Origin of the sequence: Frisingicoccus sp., from assembly GCF_048388605.1 — a bacterium.
GTDB lineage: Bacteria > Bacillota > Clostridia > Lachnospirales > Lachnospiraceae > Frisingicoccus.
Map to the genome: position 1 here is coordinate 25,700 of NZ_DBGCTU010000045.1, position 26,657 is coordinate 52,356.

The window sequence follows — 26,657 nt, forward strand, 5'->3', positions numbered from 1 at the left end:
TTCTACAGCCACCGGTCCATGCACCGCATCAGTTCTTCGATATCCAGCGGCTTTGTAATATGCTCATTCATTCCGGCCCGTTTGCTCTGCGCCACATCATCTGAAAAAGCATTGGCCGTCATGGCAATGATCGGAATACTGAAGGCATCTCCCTTATGAGACTGTCGAATTCTCCGGGTGGCCGTATATCCATCCATCACCGGCATTTGAACATCCATAAAGATGAGATCGTAATAATGTTCCTCATGACTTTCGTACATTTCCACGGCTTCCAGCCCATTTACCGCAGTCTCTATGATAATTCCCGTTTCTCCGATGATCTCCTCCGCAATCTCCCGGTTCAATTCATTATCCTCAACAAGCAGCAGCCTTTTTTCGCCGTAATCTCTCTCCGAACCGTCTTCTTTCTCCGCATCCTTCCTGTTTCCGGAAGTCTCAATAAACTGCCTGAACATGTAGACGAGCCGTGATTTAAACAACGGCTTCGTGATAAAACCGTTTACGCCGGCCTCTCTCGCCTCTTCCTCCACCTCTGACCAGTCATAGGCCGAAAGGATAATGATAGGCAGTTCATCTCCCAATAATTTCCGTATCTCTCTCGCAGTTTCAATGCCATCCATTCCGGGCATTTTCCAGTCCAGAATCACCGCAAAGAAATCTCTTCCTTCCTCACAGGCCGCCTGAGTCCTTCTTACCGCCTCTTCACCGGAAAGCACCCATTCCCCGCACATTCCGATATCGGCCAGTATTTTGCAGGCTGCCTCACAGGCATATTCATCATCATCCGCCACAAGAACAGGAAGCTGCTGCAGCTCTCTGATATCGGAATTCTCTACATTCTGCTGCTTGAGGAACACTGTCACCGTAAATCTGGAGCCCTCGTTCTCCTTGCTCACGACGTCAATATCTCCGTTCATCATCCGTACAATATTCTGCGCTATCGTCATGCCGAGGCCGGTCCCCTCAATCTTGCTGACACGGCAATCCTCAGCCCTGGAAAACGGCTCAAATATCTGTTTCTGATATTCTTCGGACATGCCGATACCATTATCCTGGAAAACAAATTCATAACATCCGTATCCATAAATCTTTGAAGGTTTCTCCGAAATCTCAATTTCCAGTTTTCCTCCGACCGGCGTATATTTGACAGCATTCGATATAATATTCATAAACACCTGCTGAAGTCGGATCTCATCACCGATAACATCCTCATGGGCTACTTCAAAAATATGAACATGCAGCTGCTGTTCCTTAGCGTTCATAGATGGCCGGACCATCGTCAAAATACTTTCAAGCAGATTGGACAGGTTAAATTCTTCTTCGGTCAGCTCAATTCTGCCCGATTCAATCTTGCTCATATCGAGTACTTCATTGATCAACGACAGCAAATGCCTGCTGGAAACCGTAATCTTCCCCAAACAGTCCGAAACCTTCTCCCTGTCATCCAGATGCGTTCCGGCAATCGCAGTCATGCCGATGATCGCATTCATTGGCGTTCTTATATCATGACTCATCCGCGATAAGAATTCACTTTTGGCCGCATTGGCATGATTTGCCGCCTCACAGGCTTCTATCAACGCTTTTCTGTCCCGTTCTTCCTTCTGCTTACTTTCCGTAATATCCTGGGCTACATATATAACTGTTTTCGGCCTTCCGTTCTCACAATCCGCCGCAACAATACTGGCACGCGTCCATTGGGTCATCCCATTTCGCTTCTCGGCTTTGCGATACTCAAAAGCTACCGTCGGATGCTCCGGACTTAATTCATTCAGCAAATTTGGGATGCCCAGTTTCTTCTTATAATCTTCTCTGTCATCCGGATGAACAAACTTACGGGTATATATCTCCATACCCTCCATATAATTCCGTTCCTCGCCAAGTACCTGCCGCACATCCTCCTTCTGGGTAATCACGCGAAAAGTGCCGTTCATCAGATCAATATAATATGTCGCAAAAAACATACTGCTCAGACTGTTGATGATATTGGCCCTTTCCCTGGCCTTCCGCATTTCCTCTTCTTCCTTTTCCCTCTCCAGAGTGATATCCCGGCCAAGGATATTTACCGCCACACCGGATTCCTGGGGAATAAAGAAAATATGTTCCTCAAGCCACCTGTACGGCTCCTTTTTTTGCTGATACTGAAAGATGATCTCCTCAAAATCCTCAACTTCTTCTGCTTTTTTCCGCAGGTTTTCCAGAGAAAAGACCGCAAGAAATCTCTCTCTGTCCTCATCCCTGACGCAATTTTCAACCGCCTTCTCAATATAGGCGGCATAGTCGCCTTTCTCCGTTCTTCCGTTTCTCTCCGTTCCATGCAGATAAACCCTTTCGCAGATTCCCGACGACAAATGCAGCGTATTCATGACACCGTATCTCGACTGAATAATCGCTGCCATCCTTATATCATTCTGGGCCCGCTCAATCTCGCTGCGAATCCGGGCATCCACATCCTGAAAAGCCATAACAACATAATCGCTGGTTTTTCCGTAGTTATAAAAATGCGCCGTTGCACTGATATAATGATATTCGCCTGATATTTTTCGCTCCGCAACAAGCTCCAGTTTGGTCTTTCCTTCCCTGGAAGATTCCTGCAATACTTCTCTTGAAAACATACTTCGGAATTTATCCCAGTAATCCGGATGATACCGATATTTCAACAGGTTCTCCAACACGATGTTCCAGCCTTTTCTTCGGCCGCCTACCAGTTCTTCATCCTCCTCTGCCGCACGCACGGCGGAAACCGTATCCTGACTCAGATCAATGAGATATATTCCAAAATTTTCTTCTCCGAGGGCCTTCAATATGGCCTCATTCTTCAGGTTAAGCTCTTCATAGCCCAACCCTTCCTGATACATATCATGCATATCCCTGACATAAACCATCACCGATTGATTGTCATCCGAGTAATTCGAATCCGGAATAACCTCTATTGTATTCCAACGGTACTCCTTCCCGGATTTCCGACGGTAATTACACACAAGCATATTTTTGCCCGAATGCAGCTCTTCCCTGAGATGGGACAATTGGACAAACTCACGGAATTTTTCCTCATCCTCGCTGTGTATATAACCATCATCGGCAAGCATATTCAGACAATCCGACAGTCTGACCGTATTATAAGGATGTATATCCCGCTCTTCCTTCGGCACCTTAACGACCTCATACCTATCAAATGTCAGGTTGCCCCGGAATATCTTGTGATAAGAATAACTGGCAGACTCCTGATGGGGAGTAATCGTAATAACAAAAGCCGGAATCGTATCTTTCCAAATAATTCTTTTTGCGACAATATCCACCGCTTTTCCAAAAGGGTCATTATAATTGGTAACCGAATTTTTCTCTTTATCCCCTATTTCGATCAAAGGACAATTATCACATTTCCCGGCCCATAATTCATGGCATACCATCCCTTTTCTGACCCCAGGCGCTACATCTTTCACCCTCTGGTTATAATACAGCATCTCGTGATTTTCTTCACTGATCACATAAATCGCAGTCGTATCCAGGGCATCCAAAATCACTTCATAATCTTCTGACTTCATGGCACACTCTCCATTTTTATCATATCCTGATAGTATTACTTAATTATATCCTACCATAATTTCCACTTAAATCCAATATAAAACACTATTCTTTAGAAAGCAAGAAAAATGCGCTTTTTAGCAGCCGCATAAGACATTAAAAACGGCGCTCTCTCCTGGAAAACACCGCTTTTTACTTTAATCTCACACTATATTTTTCCGCTTATTTTTTCTGCGCTTCTATCTTTTCAGCCAGATCATTGAGATAAACCCAACGCTCCATTTTTTCTTCCAGTTCCGCTTCCGCCCGACTTTTTTCTTTCAGCAGATCATTCAGCTTTCCCGAATTTGTGGCGTTGGCCAGCATATCCGCGTCCAGCCCGGCGATTTTTTCTTCCAGTGCGGCAATATCATCATCAATGGTTTCATATTCTCTCTGCTCTTTATACGTAAACTTCAATTTCACCGGCCGGTTCTGCTTCCAGTCCTTTGGCGCTTTTCCATCCGGCGCCTTCTGACTTACCGCTGTCTCGGCCGCCGCGCTCCGCCGCTGCTTTGCCTCCAGATAATCGGTATATCCGCCCTCATACTGCTGCAAATGGCCCCGGCCGTCAAATTCAAAAATCCGATCCACAATATTATCCAGAAAATACCGGTCATGGGACACTGTGATAACAATTCCCGAAAAGGAATTTATGTAATCCTCCAAAATTGTCAGCGTCGGAATATCCACATTGTTGGACGGCTCATCCAGAATCAGAACATTGGCCCCGAGCATTAAAACTGACAGCAGATAGAGCCGCCGCCTCTCGCCGCCGGAAAGCTTTGAGATCGGCGTGTACTGCATATCCGGTGTGAATAAAAAGCGCTCCAGCATCTGGGAAGCGGTAATCTTCCCTTCCTTTGTCTGAACATATTCCCCGATATCTTTTATATAATCAATTACCCGCCGGCTGCCGTCCATCTCAGTCTCTTCCTGGGCCAGATATCCGATTTTAATCGTCTCGCCAATCTCAATAGAACCCGAATCCGGCGTTTCCAGCCCGGCGATCATTTTGATCAGAGTCGACTTGCCGCAGCCATTCGGGCCGATGATCCCAAGCCGCTGATTCCGCAGAACAATATATTCAAAATTCCTGATAAGCGGCTGTCCGCCATAGCCTTTAGAAACATCATGAAGTTCAATGGTTTTCTTTCCCATGCGGGTCTCCACAGAATCCATAGCCACAGTTCCATCCTGCACCGGCGCCTTCCCGTTTTTCAGTGCCTCCAGCCGTTCAAGCCTGGCCCTCTGTTTTGTCGTCCGGGCCCGGCATCCCCGTTTTGCCCACTCCAGTTCCATCCTTAAAATACTCTGGCGCTTACGCTCACTCGCCAGTTCCATTTCCTCCCGCTCCGCCTTCAGTTCCAGAAAACGGGAATAATTTGCCGTATAGCTGTACAGACTTCCGTGGCTGATCTCAAGGATCCGATTCGATACCTTATCCAGGAAATACCGGTCATGGGTCACCATAACTACGGTCCCCTTATAATTTTTCAAATAATCCTCCAGCCAGGAGATCATTTCCTCATCGAGATGATTCGTCGGCTCGTCCATTAAAAGCACATCAAATTCTCCGGTCAGCACCTTCGCCAGGGCCACGCGCCGCCGCTGTCCGCCGGACATCCGGTCCAGCCGGGCATCATATTCTGTAATCCCGAGCTTTGTCAGATTGCTCTGAACCTGCCAGTCCGTCTCCGCATTGCCATCCAGGGCAAAGGAAGCCACCGTCGCATCCGGCGGAAATTCGGGATTCTGGGACATATAGGCAATCCTCAGCCCATTCTGTCGGACGATCTGCCCTTCATCCGGCGTCTCAACGCCCGCAAGCATTTTCAGAAGCGTCGATTTTCCCGTGCCGTTAATGCCGATGATCCCGATCTTATCGCCCTCCTGAATCCCGCAGGACACATCATCAAATATGATTTTATCGCCATATATTTTATGAATATGCTCAATATTTAAAACATTCATCGCAAAAGATGCCTCCTTTATTTTACAGGAAAATATATTTCAAGATAAACAGAACCGCCAGCACATACATCAGAGGCCCGATTTTTTTCTCTTTATATTTTCCCGCCAGCAGATGAATGGCCACATAGGAAATTACGCCCATGGAAATTCCTTCGGAAATGCTGTAGAAAAACGGCATTGCCGCAATACAGATATAGCACGGGATTGCTTCGCTGTAATCCTTAAAATCAATATTTACAACATTGGACAACATATAAAATCCGACAATAATGAGCGCCGGAGCCGTCGCAAAGGACGGAATCGCCAGAAAAATCGGCGACAATAATAACGACAGGGCAAAAAGAACCGCCGTCGTCAGCGCTGTCAACCCGGTACGCCCGCCTTCAGTAACCCCGGAAGCACTCTCCACAAAAGTTGTCGTTGTTGACGTGCCGAGAATCGCCCCAAAAGTCGTGCCGACGGCATCCGCCATCAGCGCTCCCCTGATCCTCGGAAGACGACCCTGATCATCCAGCATCCCCGCCTTTGTGGAAACACCGATCAGAGTGCCGAGAGTATCAAAAATATCAACAAATAAAAATGCAAACACAACAACAAAAAAGTTGAGGGAAAATACATTCGAAAAGTCCAGTTTAAAAAATACGGGGGAAAGACTCGGAATGGAGATACCATTGCTGAAATCCGGGAGCAGATCATAAAATCCCAGCTCCGGATCCGGCACATAAATTCCCGCGAACTGACATACAATACCCAGAAACCATGTCACCAGAATCCCCCATAAAATATTTCCCTTAATGTCTTTAATCACCAAAACCGCGGTGATGATGACGCCGATAATGGCCAGCAGCACTGTAATACCCACATTATTAAATGAGGCATTCACACCATTGGCCAGATTGTACCCCTCAATCGAGAACAATTCCAGCAATGTGGCGCCGCCGACAACAATATTCGCATTTTGCAGACCGATAAAAGCGATAAATAAGCCGATGCCGACACTGACTGCCGCCTTGAGATTTAACGGAATCGCATTGAATATGGCCTCACGCACATTAGTTACCGAGAGAACTATAAAAACAAGCCCCTCAACAAATACGGCCGTCAACGCTGTCTGCCAGGAATAGCCCATATTGAGAACGACCGTATAGGCAAAATAGGCATTCAGGCCCATTCCCGGAGCCAGAGCAAACGGATAATTGGCAAACAGTGCCATACAGAGAGTACCGATAAAGGCTGCAATTGCCGTTGCCGTAAACACCGCCCCCTGATCCATTCCGGCCACCGCAAGAATTCCCGGATTTACTGCCAGAATATAAGCCATCGTCATAAAGGTCGTTATGCCGGCCAGCACTTCGGTCTTCACTGTCGTGTTATTTTCCTTCAGTTTAAAAAGCTTTTCCAACATTTTAACTTCCTCCGCAATTTGATTTTTTCATTTTATACGCATTAGTTTATCATAAAAGATTATTTTAATTCCGTCAACCGGATTTCTCTGTTATTTCCCTCTTATAGCCCTTATATCACGCAAAGTAAAGTGACGGCAGCCTATTTTAATGTTAAAATGGACAATTGCCCGAAAAAAGCGCTGCACAGTTGAGAATTCTTCAGGAAAGTTCTTGCAAATTCAGGGATTTTGGATAAAATAGAATACGTGCGATTTGAAAAGAACAATGATAGAAAGGTATTAAAACATGATTAGTGCAAACAATGTAACTTTGCGTTTGGGAAAACGCGCGTTATTTGAAGATGTCAATATTAAATTTACCGAAGGCAACTGCTACGGCCTGATCGGGGCCAACGGCGCCGGAAAATCCACTTTTTTAAAAATACTTTCCGGGAAGCTGGAACCGAGTAAAGGCGATATCACCATAAATCAGGGTGAACGCCTCTCTGTCCTCGAGCAGGACCACTATAAATATGATGATTTTCAGGTTTTGGATACAGTTATCATGGGCAACGCCCGCCTTTATGAAATCATGAAAGAAAAAGACGCTATTTATATGAAGGAAGATTTCACCGAGGAAGACGGAATCCGCGCCAGCGAACTGGAAGGCGAATTTGCCGAGTTAAACGGCTGGGAGGCTGAAAGCGATGCCGCCATCCTTTTGAACGGCCTCGGCATCGAGCCGGACCTTCACTATGCGATGATGCGGGATCTGGACGGCGGACAGAAAGTCAAAGTCCTCCTCGCCAAAGCCCTCTTCGGAAATCCGGATGTCCTTCTTTTGGACGAGCCAACCAACCATTTGGATCTGGACGCCATCGCATGGCTTGAAGAATTCCTCATTAATTTTCAGAATACAGTCATCGTTGTCTCCCATGACCGTTATTTCTTAAATAAGGTCTGCACACATATCGCGGATATCGACTACGGAAAGATTCAGCTCTATGCCGGAAACTATGATTTCTGGTATGAATCCAGCCAGTTGATGATCAAACAGATGAAGGAAGCCAACAAGAAAAAAGAAGAAAAGATTAAAGAGCTTCAGGAATTTATACAGCGGTTCAGCGCCAACGCTTCCAAATCGAAGCAGGCGACTTCCCGTAAGCGGGCCCTTGAAAAAATCGAATTGGACGAAATCCGCCCGTCCAGCCGTAAATATCCGTATATCGATTTCAAGCCAAACCGGGAGATCGGCAATGAAGTTCTCACGGTGGACGGTATCTCTAAAACGATTGACGGCGTAAAAATGCTGGATAATATTTCCTTCACCCTCGGCCACGATGATAAAGTTGCCTTTGTCGGCCCGAATGTCAATGCGACAACCACTCTGTTCAAAATTCTGGCCGGTGAGATGGAGCCGGATGAAGGAACCTATAAATGGGGCGTGACCACCTCCCAGGCTTACTTTCCGAAGGATAACACACGGGAATTTGCCGGTGATGACACCATTGTGGACTGGATGATGCCATGGTCCCCGGAAAAAGATGTTACCTATGTCCGCGGTTTTCTCGGCCGTATGCTCTTCTCCGGCGATGACGGCCTGAAACGGGTCAACGTTCTCTCCGGCGGTGAGCGGGTGCGCTGTATGCTCTCCCGCATGATGATGTCCGGCGCCAACACGATGATTCTTGATGAGCCAACCAACCATCTGGATATGGAATCCATCACCGCGCTGAATAACGGCCTGATCAAATATCCGGGAGTTCTGCTCTTTACATCCCAGGATCACCAGTTTGTTCAGACAACCGCCAACCGCATCATGGAGCTTACACCCGGCGGCCTGATCGACAAACAGTGTACCTATGATGAATACCTTGAGAACGATGAACTGGCGCGGAAACGCCAGATTATGAATATGGATGAACAGATCGCGGAAGACACCGAAGAATAATTCATTCATCCCTCTGCTGCCGACTTTTCTACCGACAGCAGAGGGATTTTTTGTCAAGGCAAATAATTCTTTTTAATTTTATTTCTTCCCGCCTGGGACTCCACCCAATTTTCCACATATCCGCAGTCACAGCAGACATAGCGGGTGACCGGGATTCTCTCCACAGTCACCGTCTTCGTCATACAAATGCTGTTAGCTAAATAGCGGTGAGCATCATCGGGCACACAGGCTACCGTATGTGAACCGCATTTCGGGCACACGCCGCTGTTTTTCATGAAAATCCCTCCACTCTTCTTAATACTCTTTCTTACTGAAAATGTTCAGACTGACAAAATAGGAAATAATATACACCAGCACACAGAAAGCGGCACTGGCAGCGGCCACAAGGCCGACATGCTGTTCGGCAAAGGTAAATACCGATTCCGGAATATATTCATAAATAGCCATTAATCCAAAAATCGGTATCATAATGACCGCGATCATCACAATACGGGTTTTTTCTACGCCCAGTTTATAAATCAAAGGAATCAATATGGAATAGATCAAAAATATAACGCAGAGCAGGGCTGCAGCAGTCGCCGCCAGCAGTATCAGATCATCATCCCCCATCGGATGGATATATCCTAAAACAAGGCTGAACAAAGTGCTGGCAGTGATCGCTACGATCGCATAAATAATGCAGCACAAATATTTGGAACCCACAATATCCTTCCGGCTCACCGGCATAGTCAGCACAAATTTATCCCATCCCGACAGCGTATCATAAGTCATGCCGGTAAAGATCAGCATACACATACTCATCGTTACCATGCACTGAAAATAAGTCATGGATTCCATATAAATACTGAGCGCCCCGAAAAAGATAAACAGCAGCACATACTGTTTGACATAACGGCGCAGCGTAAAATACTCTTTAACCAACAATCCGCTCATATTACTTATCTCCCTTCACCTTAAATAAAAGTACATCTTCCAGTTTAATCCGATCAATCATAAAATTCGGATGCTGCTGTTTTATTTTTTCTCTCTGGCTCACAAGCACATCGCAGCTGTAGGTCCCCCGGCTGATACCTATGATCATATTCCCATCAATGGATGACACATCCTCCGGGCGGCAGCGGATAATTCCATATTCCTCCATGATCCGATCCTTTTCTTCGGACAGGAAAATCTCTCCTTTATGAATAAAGGTGATATAATCCGCCACCTTTTCCAGATCACTTGTAATATGGGATGAGATCAGCACGCTGTGTTCCTCATCCTGAATAAATTCCTGGAACATATCCAGAATCTCATCCCTGACAACCGGGTCCAGGCCGCTGGTCGCTTCATCGAGAATGAGCAGCTTCGGATGATGGGCCATGGCAGCCACGATCATCAGCTTCATCCTCATACCTGTTGAAAATTCCTTCAGTTTTTTATTTCCCGGAACCTCAAGGGTTTTTAAAAGCCTCTGATAATATTTTTCATCCCAGTTCTTATAAATCTTTCCCATAAATTTCCCGACTTCTCTGGCTTTCAGCGTTTCATGAAAACCGGTGCCGTCGAGAACAACGCCGATATCCTCCCGGATCTCTTTGCCCTTCTTATAAATATCTTTGCCAAAAATCCGGATTTTTCCGCTGTCCGCATGAACCAGATCCAAAATGGATTTAATGGTTGTTGACTTTCCGGCGCCGTTCTCGCCGATCAGTCCCATGATACATCCGCCCGGGACTTTAAAACTCACGTTTTTCAACGAAAATTCCGGATAGCTTTTATTTAGATTTTCCACTTCTATTAAATATTCCATCACTAATCCTCCTCATAAACCATCTGTATGATCTCCTGAAGTTCTTCGCAGCTGATCCCGCTGCTCTTCGCCAGCCGAACCCCTTCTGTCAATATCTCTTCAATCTGCCGGTATTTTTCTTCCTTCATCATCTCCATATTGGCGTCGGCGATAAAGCTTCCCCGGCCGACCATGGTGTGAATAAAACCGCTCCGCTCCAGTTCCTCATAAGCCCTTTTTGTCGTAATAACACTGATATGCAGATCCTTTGCCAGAGCCCGCATCGAAGGAAGGGCATCCCCGCCTCTCAGCTCACCCCGCATGATCATATCTTTGATCTGACTTGTAATCTGTTCATAAATCGGCACATCGCCCGAATTGCTTATAAATATATTCACATTGTTACCTCCAATCTGCTGACACGTCTGCCTGCAAATCTTTTAAAATTGTAATTAAAATTCATATTGTATATACTTGATATACACAATATAACACCATATATATACATTGTCAATAGATAATTTCAATATTGTCTTTTTCTTCCAAAAAAGGTATACTATACTCTGTTAGGAGGAATTCAATTATGATGACAACCGCACCCCTTATCCCCCAGATCACTCTTCTGGCTATGGGATTCACCGGAATTTTATGTATCGCAGTGCCTATTGTTCTGCTGTTTGTATTTAAAGGCCGGTTTCAGACAAAGGCGGCGCCTTTCTTTTTTGGCGCGATTACTTTTATTATTTTTGCCCTTGTTCTTGAAAGCTCCGCCCATCAATATATACTTTCAGGCGATACGGCCATCGGCAGGATGATTTCGGGCAATCCGTTCCTTTATGCCGTCTATGGCGGACTGGCTGCCGGGATTTTCGAAGAATTCGGACGGTTTTTCTGTATGATGACGGTTATGAAACGCTACATGTATCAGCGCGAAAATGCTGTCATTTATGGTATCGGCCACGGCGGAATTGAGGCTGTTGTTCTCGGTTCTTTTACGATGCTTCAAAACCTTATGATCGCCGTTGTCCTGAATGATTACGGCAGTGTGGAAGCCTATGCCTCCCAGGCCGGCAGCCCGGAAGCGGCCGCTTCTATAACTTCTTTATTAAACACACTGATTGAGACGCCGGCTTCATCCTATATTCTGTCCGGTGTTGAACGGATGGCCGCCCTTGTTTTGCAGATTGCCCTTTCCGTTCTTATCTATAAGGCAGTTGTACGCAAAAAATATATATACATATTACTTGCTATCGTACTTCATGCCCTCATTGATATCATTGCCGCCTTCTATCAGACAGGCCTGATTACCAATCTGCTGCTCCTTGAGGCCATTGTTGTCATCTATGCCATTGCTGTGGCTGTATTTGCCTATCGGCAATATCAGTCCCTGCGCTATGATGACTATTAAATTCTGAATAAAAAAAGGTGCTTTGCCCCATTTTTAAGGCAAAGCACCTTTTTTTAATCTCCGACACCAAAATCGGTATTTTCAAAGAGGACCTCCACAGAGGGGTCATCATTAAGCCAGTCATATTTTTCGGCAAACCAGCGGATCAACTCCGCATCCCGCTTCACATCAGTCGTATTATCCGTATATACATTAATAGTTCCCAATTTAAAATATTTTTTTAACAGCTCTATATCTCTGGTGATCATTTCCTTTGTCTGCCCTTTAATGCCGACCATCAGACACGGGGAATCAAAATAAGCCGCCACCTCCTCCGGTCTCTCAAAATCCGCATGCTTATTTAAATAATTCTCCCGGAAATCATTGTCAAAGGTTTCCACGCCGATTTTATAGACAATCGGAACGCCAAAATATTCCCGCATCTCATTCAGCCGTTTTCGATACATCCAGTGGCTTTCAAAAAATAATTTTTTTATCCCGCATTTTTCAATCACATTTTTTATATCCCGCAGGGTTTCCTCCGGCAATTCGAAGCAGCTGGCCGAATCAATGACCTCAAGCACCCCGAATTCTCCGGTCACATTGGAAAGGACTTCCCTGTTCAGGCGAACCATCTCCGGAATATCCCGCGAATTATCATCAATATAATCGCAAAACCGGCATTTCCCCCAGGCACAGGGCTTCGCCTTCAACAAAACGATTTCTCTTTGATTTTTATTCGTGATCCGACTATAACGATCCATCTTTATCTCCCCGAATTTTCATTTTCATCTCCGCCGGCAAAGCCTTCAGTGCCGCGGTCACCAACAAAACAGCAATCAATTTATCCGCATAATCCGTTAAAACCTGAACTAAAAAACAGCTTAAAGTCAGATTCATCCCGAGGTTGCTCATCAAAATGACCAGATAGGAAGAGCCCGACGAGGTTATGCCCCCGAAAAGGAAGGCGGTGATCACCGCACTGGCAATGGATGTGGGCAGGGATACAGCCAATCCGCCCAGAGGCAGCCGCCAACCGGAAAGCCACTTTGTCCGAAACATCCATCCGGCCATCAACCCGGTTAAAATCTGCACAGGCGCATAGTAGAGAGAATAAATATCAAAGGTGATACCGCTGATCAGACTTCCGAGCACGCCCGTGGCCACGCCGTAAACCGGGCCCAGAAGAGCGCCGGAAAGAACGGTGCCCACCGAATCCAGATATATCGGCAGCCTCAGATTCAATGCAATAAAAGCGCCCACAATATTTAATACAATTCCAAGAGCAACCATACACTGCTTTAACGTCGTAAAATTTCTCCGCTCACTCATCTCAGAACAGCCTCCCCTCTGCTGCCAAATAAGGCAGACATGAATTGGCGCATAAAGCGCGGGGAGTCCACCCGGGTCAAAACGCGGCTGTTGGCCTTCTTTTTCCAAAAACCTTTTTCATCCACGATCGTCTGGCCCACCGATAAACCTTTTGTCTCCACAGTCGTATAGACGTCGATGCCCTTACATAAGTCACTATTTATAAAATATCCGACGGCGAGAGGGTCATTAATGACACAGCCGTCAATGCCTTCCTGTTTTTTATGAAAATCCACATAAAACCGGGTGATCTTTACAATAAAATCCGCTTTTGGATCACCAAGCAACTCAAGCCCCCGAATCATCTCCGGTGTCAGTACGATCCGGCGGGTCACATCCAGCCCGACCATCTCCACCGGACACTCCATATGTTCAAAAACATACCGGGCAGCTTCCGGATCCACCCAATAATTAAATTCAGCTACCGGCGAACAGTTTCCAAAACTTTTGAAATTGCCGCCCATAGACACAAAACGTCCAACATTTTCCCCAATCTGAGGCTTATATTGCAGGGCCATGGCAATATTCGTCAGCGGCCCAATGGCAATCACTGAAAGCTTTTCCTCAGACAGTGCTTTGCTGATAAAGGCCACGGCATCCGGCAAATCCGAATGTACATGGAACCCTCCTGCCTCCGTCCTTTCCGAAAAGCGGGCGTGGGGCCATTCCTCCTCCGTCACCTCCGGGATATGAGTTTCACCTAATCCGTCCATACCGTGGGTGTCCTGGGCTGTCACCAGCGGACGGCTTAAAGGTGCCCCGGCCCCGGCATAGACCGGAATATCCTGCCGTCCCATCAAACGGCATACCCGCCTTGCGTTCTCAACGCCCATATCCGTCGGCACGTTGCCGCAGACCACCGTAATCCCGACAACCTCCAACTCCGGTGCCGACAGCGCATACATCAACGCCAGACTGTCGTCGATCCCCGGGTCACAATCAATAATTACCCTTTTTTTCATATTCATTCTCCTATCTGTGTTAGATTCTTGGTTTTTTATCCTGGGAAGTTTTCGAACCAGTCCAGGGAAATCCCTGATTTTATGAATAACTGGGTTAGTATACCACATTTAATAAAATGTGACAAGTCCCGGCAGATGATGTATAATGGAAACCATCAAATAAAGATTTGGAGGTTAAACCTATGAAAATAAAACAGATTCTTACCGCCCTGGCTCTGACATTATGCATCCTTTCCGCCGCGGTCGTCTTTACGCTGAATTTTCGTCCCCTCTATTATATGGACATTCAGCATTTTTCACTGCCGGAAAATACGGGCTATTCCGAAGAGGAGATCCGGAAAAATTACGATGCCCTCATTGATTACAACTCTGCCTTCTACCGCGGAGAACTGGAATTTCCAACACTTGCCATGTCCGAAGAGGGGCGGATTCATTTTGTGGAAGTCAAACGGATTTTTGTATTTATCTAGGCGGTTCTTCTTCCGTTAAGCTTTATCGGGAGTATTCTCGGCATTATAAGCCTGAAAAAACAGAAGCCGGCCTATCTGAAGCTGACTTCTGTTTTAACCCTGGCCCTTCCCGCAGTTCTCGGCATTCTGATCGCCCTGAACTGGGACCGTTTCTTTGTTTTATTTCATAAATTATTTTTTAATAACGATTATTGGATTTTCGATGCGGAAACCGACCCCGTCATTCTTATCCTGCCCGACGGTTTTTTCATGCACTGTGCGTTGATGATTTTAGCTTTAGTCGTCATTTCCAGCGCCGTATGCCTGATCATTCATCACAGGCTGAATCGCCGGTCTCCTTCCGAGGTTCATTAATATACCCGAAATACCAATCGGAGACTTGTAAACACAAACACGGTAAGCGCCACAATGCCGGCCGTCAACAGGATTTGATTTCTGCCGTGGAAAAGATCTGTTTTCAGCAGATATTTTTCCCGGTAACGAATATACCCCGCAATATGTTTCAAATTCAAAACAAGGGTGACGATCGTCAATATCAGACTAGCCCACCAGAGGATCAACTGGGTCATACCGGCCACATTCACCGTTTCCCCCCGGGATTTCACATTGATGATCAAATCTCTTGTTGTACATGTCAGCGTATTGCCCTCGGTCACCATATCCGCATGGCTGCCCTCCTCAAAGGCCGCCGCATATCCCTTCGGATATTCCATACGGTATACAATGCCGTCGCTTACCACCGCACTTCCGATAAACTTCTCCAGATTGATATGATCCTCATAAAAATATGAGCGGATTTTTAACTGCTTTTTCGAAGATTTACCGCCCGCAAAGGTGCTGGTCAATTCTTCCTCGTTCGCCGAGCCGTCCAAAAACTTTGTCGTCTTTAAAGACAAATCTTCCGGACTGTCCGCCGGAATATGAACCGTATAAACTCTCATACCGTCCGCATCAGCCGTATCCAGCGTCATATCTTCATCCATACGGGCCCGGAGCTTATTTTCAAAATTTTCTCCGGTCAATTCCGCCTGCCCCGGATCAAAATAAAAACTCAGCGTGCGCTCCAGCATATTTTCACTGTGAATCTTTGTTGCAATTTCAACCTTCTGTATATCGACCGCATAGGTCAAACGGACCTGCACCTTATCGGAAGGTCCCACGGTCATATATACGCTGGTATATTTATCGTCATTATCAAAAGAATAATTCCTTAAAAAACCTGTGACCGACTGGCAGTCATTAAAAGAATACTGCGAACTGGTCTTCAGCAGATAAACGAGCTCTGTCTCCTCTTTGGCAAAATCGAGGAAATAAGAACCGTCCAGATATATTGTTATTTCCTTATGGGCCTGAAACGGATCGGACTCATCCCCGGTCTCCTCGATTTCAAACTCACAGTTATTTGTATGAAGCACCGAATTCAACTGAGAAATGAGAGTTTCCGTATTATATGCGCTGAAACCAATGGTATAGACCCGCTGTGTATCCACATTATTGACTTCATAAACGCCGCCGTCCGGCATAAGCCTTTTGATCGCCGCATCCATATCATCGCCCATATCGTAATATACATCCTGACTGACAATATAATTTACCGCCGTCTTATAGGAACCATCGTCATTCATCGTCATTTCAACAGACAGGCTGTCAAAGGCATGGGATTCCATCCTTTCCACATGGATCATCGCTTCGGATTCCACGGTTTCCCCCTCATAAATGACCTTTGTATCCCCATTCTGAAAAATATCAGACAACTCCATGTCCTCGAATTGACTGTTTTTGTCCCTGAGCGCATCCAAAAGCCAGCCAAACAAATCCTGGGAGGTGAAATTTTCCTGAAGCATATAGCCCTCTTTGAAAATGGAATTGGACGCATCAAAATAAATTCCCGGCGTTTTTCCAAGAATCTGTCCGATCTTATTTGTATAATCCGAAAGGTTGGCAAACTCCAGTGTCATCGTTATCGCCACACCGTTGCTGACCTCCTCAGCGGAGCAGATCAATGTGGACGGACACTTTTCCGTCACCATTCCCTGAAGGTCCTCCAGATTTCCATCAAAAGCCTGGCGAAAAACACTTTCAGAAACCACAGCCGACATTACTCTCTGCCCCTTAAACTTGCTGTTTATTTCGAGAGTCGTATCAATGCTCATTTTATTGTTTCCGACACAGCCGCAGAGCAGCCACATCAGCAGACAGAGCAATCCTGCCAGTAACCATTTCTTCTTGTCTTTTGCGCCCATATGATGCCTCCTTAATCCTGTTCCACGTGATTCAAATGCCGACGCAGCATATCCAATGCCTTTTTCACCGAAATTTCTCTGACCTTCTGACGGTCGCCATTCATATGATAGGATTCCACCCATACTTTACCGTCAATACAGCATCCAAAATATACCAGTCCGACCGGTTTCTCTTCTGTACCGCCATCCGGTCCGGCAATGCCTGTCACAGAGATGGCCGCTCTGGCGCCTGCAGCCTTTGCCGCGCCCTTTGCCATTTCCGCCGCACAATTCTCGCTGACAGCGCCGTCTTTTTTCAATGTTTTTTTCTTTACTCCCAGAATCTTCTGCTTTGCCTCATTAGAATAAGTAATATAGCCTTCATTAAATACTTCCGAAGCCCCCGGCACGTTGACAAGTGTTGATGCAACCATGCCTCCCGTACAGGATTCGGCCGTAGCCACGGTCATCTTTTTCCGTTTCAGAAGGCCGACCACATGCTGTTCCAGCGTTTCACTTTCCCTGGTCGTATATACTTTTTCGCCAAACCGGCTTTTCAACTCCTTGACGATCGGCTTAATACTCTTTCTGGCTGCCTTCGAATCGCTGCCGCTGGCCGTGATCCTCAAATGGACCTCACCGCCCTTGGCATAGGTTGCAATTGTCGGATTTGTCTGAGCATCGATTAAATCCGAGACGGCATCCGCCACCCGGCTTTCGCCCATACCGCAGATCTTCACCGTTTTTGAGCAGATCACCTGATGATTCAGACCGACCAGATAAGGCGCAATACTCTCCTCAAACATCATTTTCAATTCTTCCGGCGGTCCCGGCATAAGGATAATATGTTTATTGCCCTCCACAGGGATGATCATTCCCGGCGCCGTGCCATTGTGATTCTCCACAATCTCAGCGCCCTCGATAATCATCGCCTGCCGCCAGTTATTGTTTGAAGGCCGTTTGGCGCCCATACGTTCAAAATAAGCCTGAATCTGTTCATGAATTTCCGGTACTTCCTTCATCTCCCGGCCAAGAACCTTCGCCACGGTTTCACGGGTAATATCATCCTCCGTAGGCCCCAGACCCCCGCTCAAAAGAACGATATCCGAGCGGTCCAGCGCCGTGCGGACGGCATCGGATAAACGGCCCTCGTTGTCTCCAACCGTCACCTGATAATAATTGGTCAGACCTAATACCGCGCACTCCTCTGCCAGATATCGGACATTTGTATTCGTAATACTGCCGAGAAGGATCTCCGTCCCGACAGATATAAACTCAATGATCATTACATTTCGCCTCCAAGCACTTCTTTGTTCTTCACAAGATAGTCAATCAGAGAGATAATTGTCAGTATGAGCGATGCATAGGCTAAAATCTGTTCCAAAGGATAGATCCAGGATGCATCCAGGAAAATTCCTCCAAAATTCGGAATCATAAAAATAATCGTTACCATCGTTACGGCTGTTTTAATTTTTCCCCAGTAACCGGCAGCGATCACCTTGCCGCCCTCGGCTGCCACCAGTCGGAAACCGCTGATAATAAATTCCCGGCTGATGATCACCAGCACGATCCAGGCCGGTATCCGGTCCACTTCCACAAAGCAGATAAGCGCCGCGGCCACAAGAAGTTTGTCCGCCAGCGGGTCCATAAATTTACCAAAATTGGTAACAAGATTGTATTTTCTCGCAATCTTTCCATCCAACATATCTGTCAGACTGGCAACGATAAAAAGAACATCTGCTATATATACTTTCCCTGTAAGGTAAAAAAATACGAAAAAGGGAATCATGATAACTCTGAGTACAGTCAGTTTATTCGGTAAATTCATAGATCACATCTCCTGTCAAATCATATTCATCCGCGCCGTTGACCTTCGCGGTCACAAAATCTCCGGAAATTATTTCTTCCTCTGCATCCAGGAAAATATAACCGTCCACCTCCGGGGCATCCCGATAAGTCCTTCCGACATAAATACCTTCCTCCGGTATTCTTCCTTCAACCAGCACTTCCAGCGTCCTGCCGACCATGGCCGCCGTCTTCTTTGCCGACACCTGCTGCTGCAGGCGCATAAGTTCATCCCTCCGGCTCTCTTTAAGTTCCTCCGGCACCTGATCCGGCATCTTTTCTGCAGGAGTTCCTTCCTCCGGCGAATAGGTAAAGACGCCTAAACGGTCAAATTCCATCTTCCGCACAAAGGATTTTAAATCTTCATGGTCTTCCTCTGTTTCCCCCGGAAAGCCGGTAATAAGAGTCGTTCTCAGGGCAATATCCGGAATTTCCCGGCGCAGCTTTCCGATGACGTCCTCCAGTTCCCTCCGGGATGTCCGGCGTCCCATACGTTTTAAAACAGCATCACTGCTGTGCTGAATCGGCATGTCCAGATAGTGACAGATCTTCGGCTCCGCCCGAAGGACCTCAATCAGTTCATCCGTTATCTCCTCCGGATAACAGTAGAGAAGCCGGATCCAGCGAATACCTTCCACCTTACAGAGTTCTCTCAGAAGGACGTGCAGCCGTTTCTCACCATAGATATCCTTCCCCCAGGTGGTCGTTTCCTGGGCCACGATATTCAGTTCCTTTACGCCGGAAGCTGCCAGTCTCCGGGCATCTTCCAGTACATAATCCATCGGAACGCTCCGATAATTTCCCCGGAGCTTCGGAATAATGCAATAAGTACAGTGTTTGTCACAGCCCTCGCCGATTTTAAGATAACTGGTATAACCGCCCGTTGTCATCACCCGCCGGGTATCCACAAGGGGCAGCCGGTCCACAGATTCAAAGGCCTGAACCCGCTCTCCGGCCAGACTCTTTTCAATAACATCGCAGATGGCATCATAGGCCGTTGTTCCCAGCACCGCATCGACCTCCGGCAATTCGGTGAGAATCTCCTCCCGGTATTTTTCAGCCAGGCAGCCGGTTACGATCAGCAGGCGGCAAACGCCTTCCTTTTTTAATTCCGCCATTTCCAGAATGGTCTGAACACTTTCTTCCCTGGCATCGTGAATAAAACTGCAGGTGTTGACAACAACAATTTCCGCCTCCGACTCCTCATTAGTAATCTCATGACCCCTGTCTCTTAAAAGTCCGAGCATTACCTCCGAATCCACCAGATTTTTATCACAGCCCAGTGAAACAAACAATATTTTCATTCCTAAATCTCCATTTCAGCTGCCTGCACACAATTGTACATCAGCATCGCAATTGTCATCGGGCCAACGCCGCCGGGAACAGGTGTGATCGCGGAAACATGCGGAAATACATCCTCATAATCCACATCGCCGCACAGCTTATTATTTTCATTGCGGTGAATTCCCACATCGATGACAACCGCACCCTCTTTAACATATTCATGATCAAAGAATTTCGGTTTGCCGATAGCCGCCACAAGAATATCCGCCCGCTTGCAGACATCCTTTAAATTCTTCGTATGGGAATGGCAGACAGTCACCGTGCCGTTTTCTCTCAGAAGGAGCAGCGCCATCGGTTTTCCAACAATATTGCTCCGTCCGACAATGACACATTCTTTGCCGTCAATCTCAATACCGCTGCGCTTTAAAAGCTGGATGATCCCGGCCGGCGTGCAGGACACAAATCCCGGCTGGCCAATACTCAAAGCGCCGACACTCTGGGGATGAAAGCCGTCCACATCCTTGGCCGGAGCAATGGCCTTAATGATCTTATCCTCATTGATCTGCTTCGGCAGCGGAAGCTGAACAAGAATTCCATGGACATCCCTGCTCTGATTGAGCTGTTCTACCAGTGAAAGCAGCTCTTCCTCCGTGGTATCCTCCGGCAGCTCATAGGCCAGCGAACGGATGCCGATATAGGCACAGGATTTCTTTTTATTTCCGACATAAACCGTCGATGCCGGGTCATTGCCCACCTGGATCACGGCCAGTGTGATCTCTTTGCCTTCGGCCTTTAATGCAGCTACTTTTTCTTTTAATTCATCCTTAATTTCAGCAGAAATCTTCTTTCCGTCAATTATCTGTGTCATTATCTGTTTTTCCTCCCAAATTAGAATAATCCGACAATATTTCCGTTATCATCCACATCAATGGCCTCTGCCGCAGGCACCTTCGGAAGTCCCGGCATTGTCATGATCGTGCCTGTAATGGCCACAACAAAGCCTGCTCCGGCGCTGACATAAACCTCCCGGATATTTACTGTAAATCCGGTTGGACGTCCAAGTTTCTTCGGATCATCCGACAGAGAATACTGATTCTTTGCCATGCAGACCGGAAGGTTCCCCATACCCATAGCTTCAATACGCGCCAGCGCTTTCTCCGCCGCGGCCGTATAGGTAACACCGTCAGCGCCATAAATTTCTTTGGATATTGTTTCAATTTTTTGTTTTAATGTATACTCATCCGGATAAAGCACCTTAAAGTTACTTTCTTTATTTTCCAGAATATTCAGCACTTTATTCGCCAGTTCAACGCCGCCCTGGCCGCCATGCTCCCATACTTCGGATAAAGCAAACTCACAGCCTCTGGATTCGCAGAAATCCCGGATGTATGCCAGTTCTTCCTCGGAATCGGTGATATATTTATTCAGGGTAACGACAATCGGAACGCCATATTTCTGAAGATTTTCAATATGTTTTTCCAGATTGACAATTCCCTTTTTCAAAGCGTCCATATTCTTTTCGGCCAGATCCTTCTTTGCCACTCCGCCGTTATATTTCATTGCCTTCACTGTCGATACGAGAACAACCGCGGACGGTGTCAGCCCTGCCTTACGGCATTTGATATCAAAGAACTTCTCAGCACCCAAATCTGCGCCGAAACCAGCCTCTGTGATCACAATATCCGCCAGTTTTAAAGCCATCTTTGTGGCGCGGACACTATTGCAGCCATGGGCAATATTGGCAAACGGGCCGCCGTGAACGATGGCAGGTGTATGTTCCAATGTCTGGATCATATTCGGTTTAATGGCATCCTTCAAAAGGGCCGCCATGGATCCTACCGCTTTCAGATCCTTTGCTGTCACCGGTTCGCCATCGTAATTATAAGCAACGATAATGCGTCCGAGCATTTCTTTTAAGTCATTTAAGTCATTGGCAAGGCAGAGGATTGCCATGATCTCAGAAGCAACAGAAATAACAAAATGATCCTCGCGGACAACGCCGTCAGCCTTTGCGCCAAGACCCACGACAATATTCCGAAGGGCACGGTCATTCATATCCACACAGCGTTTCCATACGATCTGATTTGGATCGATCCGAAGCGCATTGCCCTGATGAATATGGTTATCCAGCATCGCCGCCAACAGGTTGTTTGCGGATGTGATTGCATGAAAATCACCGGTAAAATGAAGGTTCAGCTCTTCCATCGGGATCAACTGGGCATATCCGCCGCCGGCGGCACCGCCTTTAATACCGAAGCAAGGTCCGAGGGACGGCTCACGGAGAGCAAGTACGGCTTTTTTATTTAAAACGCCCATAGCTTCGCCGAGGCCGACACTGATGGTTGTCTTTCCCTCTCCGGCCGGTGTCGGATTGACCGCGGTAACAAGCACCAGTTTTCCATCCGGGTTATCTTTAATCTTTTCCCAAAGTTCATCGGAAAATTTGGCTTTATATTTGCCGTAAAATTCCAGATCGTCCTCCTGGATGTCCAGTCTGGCCGCTACATTTTTAATCAGTTCCATTTTTGTTTCCTGTGCAATCTGAATATCTGTCTTCATAATTTTTCTTCCTCCCGCCTATAAAGACTCTTCAACATAGTTTTCAAATTCTTCTGGAGACATCAAAACCTTTCTCGGCTTTGTGCCCTCCTCAGGCCCAACCACACCGGCTTCGTAAAGCTGGTCCATAATCCGCGCCGCCCGGTTAAACCCAATTTTAAATACGCGCTGGAGCATCCCTATAGATGCTTTATCCTTTTCAATGATAAACTTCCCGGCATCCACAAAATAGACATCCCTCTCATTATTTCCGGGCCCGTCCGCCGGACCGGCGCTGGTGATCTTTGAGGTGATCTCTTCATTGTAGTTTACCTGATCATTCTGACTTTCCCGAAGAAAAGCCACCACATCATTGACTTCTTTATCTGAAACAAAGGCGCCCTGCACACGCAGTGGTTTCTGATATCCCGAAGGATAAAAGAGCATATCCCCTTTTCCGAGAAGTTTTTCCGCCCCGCCCATGTCAATAATGGTTCTTGAATCCACACTGGAGGATACGGAAAAGGCAATTCTCGAAGGAATGTTCGCCTTGATCAGACCGGTTATAACATTGACTGAAGGCCGCTGTGTGGCAATAACAAGGTGAATACCACAGGCCCTCGCCAGCTGTGCCAGACGGCAGATGGCATCCTCCACTTCTCCCGGAGCAACCATCATCAAGTCCGCAAGCTCGTCCACAATAATAACGATCTGCGGCAATTTCGGATAATCCGGGCTGGCAAATTCAGCCTGGGATACTTTTTCATTATATCCCTTCAGATCCCGGACATTCAGTTCCGCGAATTTCTTATAACGATCCGTCATCTCCATGACAGCCCAGTTCAGGGCTCCCGCCGCCTTCTTCGGATCAGTGACAACCGGGATCAGCAAGTGCGGAATACCGTTATAAACACTCAATTCAACCACCTTCGGGTCCACCATGATCAGACGGACATCCTCCGGTTTTGCTTTATAGATAATACTCATGATCAATGTATTAATACATACGGATTTTCCCGAACCGGTAGCCCCGGCAATGAGCAGATGGGGCATCTTGGCAATATCCGCAACAATCACCTTGCCGCCGATATCCCGGCCTGCCGCAAAGGCGATTCCCGACTTACTGTTCTGGAATTCCCTGCTCTCCAGCAGATCTCTCAACATAACCGCTGTATTTTCTTTATTCGGAACCTCGATGCCGATGGCCGCCTTCCCCGGGATCGGAGCTTCAATTCGTATATCGGCCACAGCCAGATTTAATTTAATATCATCCGAGAGACTCACGATCTTGCTGACCTTAACTCCCTGCTCCGGCTGAAGCTCATAACGTGTGACGCTCGGTCCGCAGCTCACATTCGTGATCTGCACCTTCACGCCGAAACTATCCAGCGTCGATTTCAGCTTCGCCGCAGTCTGCCGGAGCTGTTCATCCGTATTGCCGCCATTATTTCTCTCCCCATGTACAAGCAGGGATAATGGAGGAAATACGTATTCCGGCTTCTGCTCCAGAGCAGTCTCGATATCCTCGGCCGTCGCCTGCTTTTCCGCCTCACTCGGCGCGGAGGCTTTCGCCGTCTCCGCTTTGGCTGCCGCCTTGGCCACAGCCGTTGGGGACGGAGCCGTCTTTATTTCGGAAACCGGTTTCTGCATTCCGGCTCCGGCCGCTGTTTTCTGCATGACAGTATTTCCATCTGCCGGTTCCCCAAGATCACTATTCTTTGCCTCCGGCTCTTCCATCACGCCGAAATCATCATCGATATCAATATCGATTGGCCGCAGATCACCCTCCGGCACAATAAAGGAATTTTTCTTTTCTGCTGACGCCGGTGTTACCGGTTCTATCGGTTCCATATGGCTGACCTGAATTCGGTCCTCGCCCTGCCACGGCAGAATAATCTCCTCCGTAATCTCTTCTACCGATGGTTTCACAGCTTTACCCTTCTTATCCGGCTTTTTATCTGCCTTTGGTTTTTTGGAAACGGGTTTTGCCGTGACTTCCGAAGCCGCGCTTAAATCAAAATTAAAGTCCTTCTTCTCAAATTCCTCTTTGACTTCATCAAAGGTAATATTTCGATTTCCGCCGGTGCCTCTTTCCTCTTTCTCAGCTTCCTTCCGGGCTTCTCTCTCTTTTTTGCGAATCTCCCTCTGCTCTTTATGCCGCTCTGAAGCCTTTGAGTAGGCTTTGCGTCCCTTTTTCCCCAACGGAATAAAAATGGACTTCTGAGTCATTAAAACAACCGTGATCAGGATCAATACAATGATCACCACGTAACAGCCCACCGTTCCAAGCAATGGATGAAGGAGCTTTACCGCCGCTCCGCCGATCAATCCGCCGCCGTTTCTTCCCGCCGAACTGTTTTTATAAGCTTCCATCAGCTTTGCGCCGGCATTATAAGGCTCAGTTACCATATGTACAAAAACCGTCAGAAATATATAGCAAAAAATCGAAGAAATCAATTTTATTTTAGCGATACGGTTGGAGCGGTTTGCGATGAAAAATGAAATTCCAAAAAAGATTACCAGCGGAAACAGATAGGCCATATAGCCAAACAATCCAAAGGTAACTCCGGAAATCATCTGCCCCAGCTTGCCGCACAGATTAAAATTGCTGAGGACCAATAAAATACTTACTGCAAGAATAACAAGCACAACAACCTCATCCCGGATCCCAGCCTGCTGCTGCTTTTCCTCCAATGTCAGTTCCGGCTTATTCCCGGACGTTTTTCTCCCTTTTGCTGTCGTTTTACGCCCTGCCGACGCTTTTTTTGTTTTTCCAGTTGTCTTCTGCTGTCTTCCAGCCATTCAAAATTCCTCCTAAATCCAAATTTAAAAAATACCTGAATAGAGTACGAAAGCGAAATATCTTATAGGACATTTCGCAATAGCACTTTACCGCTTTTCATACCGGTTATTTAATAATGAAAAAATGGAAAACCAAAGAAATCAGACCGACAGCGGCACAATAATAGGCAAAATAACTGAATTTCTTATTGCTTACCACATACATCATCACACGAATACAGATATATCCGACAACACCGGCCACAATCATACCGATGACATAATATAAAATATTGTCGCCGCCGGAGACAGCTTCTCCCAGATGCCGCAATTCAAGAAGATTTGCCCCGAGAATCGCAGGCAAAGACGCGATAAACGAATATTTTACTGCAAAACTTCTGTCAAATCCAAGAGCCAGGCATGCGGAAATGGTAGAGCCGGACCGGGAAATTCCGGGCAGTACCGCAATTCCCTGGGCCACACCGATAATGCCCGCATCTTTATAGGAAGTTTTTTTCACTTTTTTCTTGCCGCCCGGCAGCGAGCCCACGATTAAGAGGACGATCGCATTGATGATCAGGCAAATTCCCGGAATCAGCAGAGAATTTGAAGCAGAAGCCACCACATTGTTTAAAACGATCCCTATAATTCCTGTCGGAACTGTTGTCACAAGAATCAGGAGAACAAACTTACGATAGGCATTCGTTACGATCCGGCGATATTTGCCGTCACCCCGGCGAGAACGGTTCATTATCCATGTTTTTAAATTGACACAGGCATCCGCCAGCAAATGAATACCTTCAATGAATAATCTGGCAATATCTTTCCAGAAAACAATACATACCGCCACTAATGTCCCCAAATGGAGCATCACTTCGAAAAGCATCCCCGTATCCGTATTTACTTTAAATATGTATTGAAATATAGCTAAATGTCCCGAACTGCTGACGGGTAAAAATTCAGTAATTCCCTGAATCAACCCCATTAATATCGCTTGCAAAAGGCTCATAAATTTTTCCTCCGTCATTTTCACTCAATTGTTTTTATCATACTACATATTAATGTCTTTGTCAAAACGATAGTTATTTTTCATTATTTTAAAAGGGGATCCGAGCCCATCCGACTCCATCCCCTTTAGTTTCCGGCAGCCGCCTTC

The 26,657-nt window shown here is 46.7% G+C and carries 20 protein-coding genes, 1 pseudogene and 1 riboswitch; of the genes and pseudogenes, 3 read left to right on the forward strand and 18 right to left on the reverse strand.

Features of this window, described 5'->3' with window-relative positions:
• Positions 1 to 2: 2 nt before the first annotated feature.
• The 3 genes from ACMN7X_RS12420 to ACMN7X_RS12430 form a co-directional block, all read right to left on the reverse strand.
• On the reverse strand, positions 3 to 3,542 hold the full coding sequence (locus ACMN7X_RS12420; RefSeq protein ID WP_418747782.1) for a response regulator: 3,540 nt from the start codon (positions 3,540 to 3,542) through the stop codon (positions 3 to 5).
• Between the two features lie 202 nt (positions 3,543 to 3,744).
• On the reverse strand, positions 3,745 to 5,535 hold the full coding sequence (locus ACMN7X_RS12425) for an ABC-F family ATP-binding cassette domain-containing protein (protein ID WP_418747783.1): 1,791 nt from the start codon (positions 5,533 to 5,535) through the stop codon (positions 3,745 to 3,747).
• 22 nt (positions 5,536 to 5,557) lie between these two features.
• Positions 5,558 to 6,940 carry an NCS2 family permease gene (locus ACMN7X_RS12430; protein ID WP_418747784.1) on the reverse strand — a complete coding sequence of 461 codons (1,383 nt, stop codon included), beginning with the start codon at positions 6,938 to 6,940 and terminating at the stop codon, positions 5,558 to 5,560.
• 286 nt (positions 6,941 to 7,226) lie between these two features.
• Between ACMN7X_RS12430 and ACMN7X_RS12435 the strand changes: the two genes are divergently transcribed.
• A complete protein-coding gene (locus ACMN7X_RS12435; RefSeq protein ID WP_418747785.1) occupies positions 7,227 to 8,870 on the forward strand; it encodes an ABC-F family ATP-binding cassette domain-containing protein in 1,644 nt (547 codons plus the stop codon).
• A gap of 53 nt (positions 8,871 to 8,923) precedes the next feature.
• Here the strand turns inward: ACMN7X_RS12435 and ACMN7X_RS12440 are convergent, their stop codons facing one another.
• The 4 genes from ACMN7X_RS12440 to ACMN7X_RS12455 are packed head-to-tail and all read right to left on the reverse strand — an operon-like array spanning position 8,924 to position 11,039.
• On the reverse strand, positions 8,924 to 9,145 hold the full coding sequence (locus tag ACMN7X_RS12440; RefSeq protein WP_418747786.1) for a hypothetical protein: 222 nt from the start codon (positions 9,143 to 9,145) through the stop codon (positions 8,924 to 8,926).
• A 19-nt stretch (positions 9,146 to 9,164) separates the two neighbouring features.
• Complete coding sequence (locus ACMN7X_RS12445; protein WP_418747787.1) at positions 9,165 to 9,803, reverse strand: ABC-2 transporter permease; 639 nt, start codon at positions 9,801 to 9,803, stop codon at positions 9,165 to 9,167.
• A 1-nt stretch (position 9,804) separates the two neighbouring features.
• The gene (locus tag ACMN7X_RS12450; RefSeq protein WP_418747788.1) at positions 9,805 to 10,662 is read right to left on the reverse strand and encodes an ABC transporter ATP-binding protein; all 858 of its coding nucleotides are present in this window, start codon (positions 10,660 to 10,662) and stop codon (positions 9,805 to 9,807) included.
• 2 nt (positions 10,663 to 10,664) lie between these two features.
• Complete coding sequence (locus ACMN7X_RS12455; RefSeq protein ID WP_418747789.1) at positions 10,665 to 11,039, reverse strand: GntR family transcriptional regulator; 375 nt, start codon at positions 11,037 to 11,039, stop codon at positions 10,665 to 10,667.
• 185 nt (positions 11,040 to 11,224) lie between these two features.
• Here ACMN7X_RS12455 and ACMN7X_RS12460 point away from each other — a divergent pair, with 185 nt between their 5' ends.
• Entirely contained in the window at positions 11,225 to 12,049 is an 825-nt protein-coding gene (locus ACMN7X_RS12460; RefSeq protein ID WP_418747790.1) for a YhfC family intramembrane metalloprotease, read from the forward strand.
• 53 nt (positions 12,050 to 12,102) lie between these two features.
• On the opposite strand, the gene ACMN7X_RS12465 is transcribed toward ACMN7X_RS12460, so the two are convergent.
• From ACMN7X_RS12465 to ACMN7X_RS12475, 3 genes are read right to left on the reverse strand one after another with little or no spacing between them, the layout of a single operon-like run.
• Entirely contained in the window at positions 12,103 to 12,792 is a 690-nt protein-coding gene (locus ACMN7X_RS12465; protein WP_418747791.1) for a radical SAM protein, read from the reverse strand.
• Positions 12,779 to 13,360 carry an ECF transporter S component gene (locus ACMN7X_RS12470; RefSeq protein WP_418747792.1) on the reverse strand — a complete coding sequence of 194 codons (582 nt, stop codon included), beginning with the start codon at positions 13,358 to 13,360 and terminating at the stop codon, positions 12,779 to 12,781. The genes ACMN7X_RS12465 and ACMN7X_RS12470 overlap by 14 nt, the downstream gene beginning before the upstream one ends.
• Positions 13,357 to 14,361, reverse strand: a complete 1,005-nt coding sequence (locus ACMN7X_RS12475; protein ID WP_418747793.1) for a nucleoside hydrolase — start codon at positions 14,359 to 14,361, stop codon at positions 13,357 to 13,359. The genes ACMN7X_RS12470 and ACMN7X_RS12475 overlap by 4 nt, the downstream gene beginning before the upstream one ends.
• 21 nt (positions 14,362 to 14,382) lie before the next feature.
• Positions 14,383 to 14,427, reverse strand: a riboswitch (PreQ1 riboswitch).
• Between the two features lie 116 nt (positions 14,428 to 14,543).
• Between ACMN7X_RS12475 and ACMN7X_RS12480 the strand changes: the two are divergent.
• Positions 14,544 to 15,185 (forward strand): annotated as a pseudogene (locus ACMN7X_RS12480) (TIGR01906 family membrane protein).
• Here ACMN7X_RS12480 and ACMN7X_RS12485 read toward each other — a convergent pair.
• The 8 genes from ACMN7X_RS12485 to ACMN7X_RS12520 all read right to left on the reverse strand — a co-directional run bounded on the left by ACMN7X_RS12485 (position 15,182) and on the right by ACMN7X_RS12520 (position 26,510).
• Positions 15,182 to 17,074, reverse strand: a complete 1,893-nt coding sequence (locus ACMN7X_RS12485) for a hypothetical protein (RefSeq protein WP_418747794.1) — start codon at positions 17,072 to 17,074, stop codon at positions 15,182 to 15,184. The pseudogene ACMN7X_RS12480 and the gene ACMN7X_RS12485 overlap by 4 nt on opposite strands.
• 11 nt (positions 17,075 to 17,085) lie before the next feature.
• Positions 17,086 to 18,339: a competence/damage-inducible protein A gene (locus ACMN7X_RS12490; protein WP_418747795.1), complete on the reverse strand. Its 1,254-nt coding sequence runs from the start codon at positions 18,337 to 18,339 to the stop codon at positions 17,086 to 17,088.
• Positions 18,339 to 18,881 (reverse strand): CDP-diacylglycerol--glycerol-3-phosphate 3-phosphatidyltransferase, encoded by a 543-nt coding sequence (gene pgsA, locus ACMN7X_RS12495; protein ID WP_418747796.1) that lies wholly within the window; start codon positions 18,879 to 18,881, stop codon positions 18,339 to 18,341. The genes ACMN7X_RS12490 and pgsA overlap by 1 nt, the downstream gene beginning before the upstream one ends.
• Positions 18,865 to 20,202, reverse strand: coding sequence for a 30S ribosomal protein S12 methylthiotransferase RimO (gene rimO / locus ACMN7X_RS12500; RefSeq protein ID WP_418747797.1), 1,338 nt, complete (start codon positions 20,200 to 20,202; stop codon positions 18,865 to 18,867). Before rimO ends, pgsA begins: the two co-directional genes overlap by 17 nt.
• Positions 20,203 to 20,204: 2 nt before the next feature.
• Positions 20,205 to 21,050 carry a bifunctional methylenetetrahydrofolate dehydrogenase/methenyltetrahydrofolate cyclohydrolase FolD gene (gene folD / locus ACMN7X_RS12505; RefSeq protein WP_418747798.1) on the reverse strand — a complete coding sequence of 282 codons (846 nt, stop codon included), beginning with the start codon at positions 21,048 to 21,050 and terminating at the stop codon, positions 20,205 to 20,207.
• A 20-nt stretch (positions 21,051 to 21,070) separates the two neighbouring features.
• The gene (locus tag ACMN7X_RS12510) at positions 21,071 to 22,741 is read right to left on the reverse strand and encodes a formate--tetrahydrofolate ligase (protein ID WP_418747799.1); all 1,671 of its coding nucleotides are present in this window, start codon (positions 22,739 to 22,741) and stop codon (positions 21,071 to 21,073) included.
• 18 nt (positions 22,742 to 22,759) lie between these two features.
• Positions 22,760 to 25,522, reverse strand: coding sequence for a DNA translocase FtsK 4TM domain-containing protein (locus ACMN7X_RS12515; RefSeq protein ID WP_418747800.1), 2,763 nt, complete (start codon positions 25,520 to 25,522; stop codon positions 22,760 to 22,762).
• A 106-nt stretch (positions 25,523 to 25,628) separates the two neighbouring features.
• Positions 25,629 to 26,510 (reverse strand): undecaprenyl-diphosphate phosphatase, encoded by an 882-nt coding sequence (locus tag ACMN7X_RS12520; RefSeq protein WP_418747801.1) that lies wholly within the window; start codon positions 26,508 to 26,510, stop codon positions 25,629 to 25,631.
• Positions 26,511 to 26,657 lie beyond the last annotated feature (147 nt).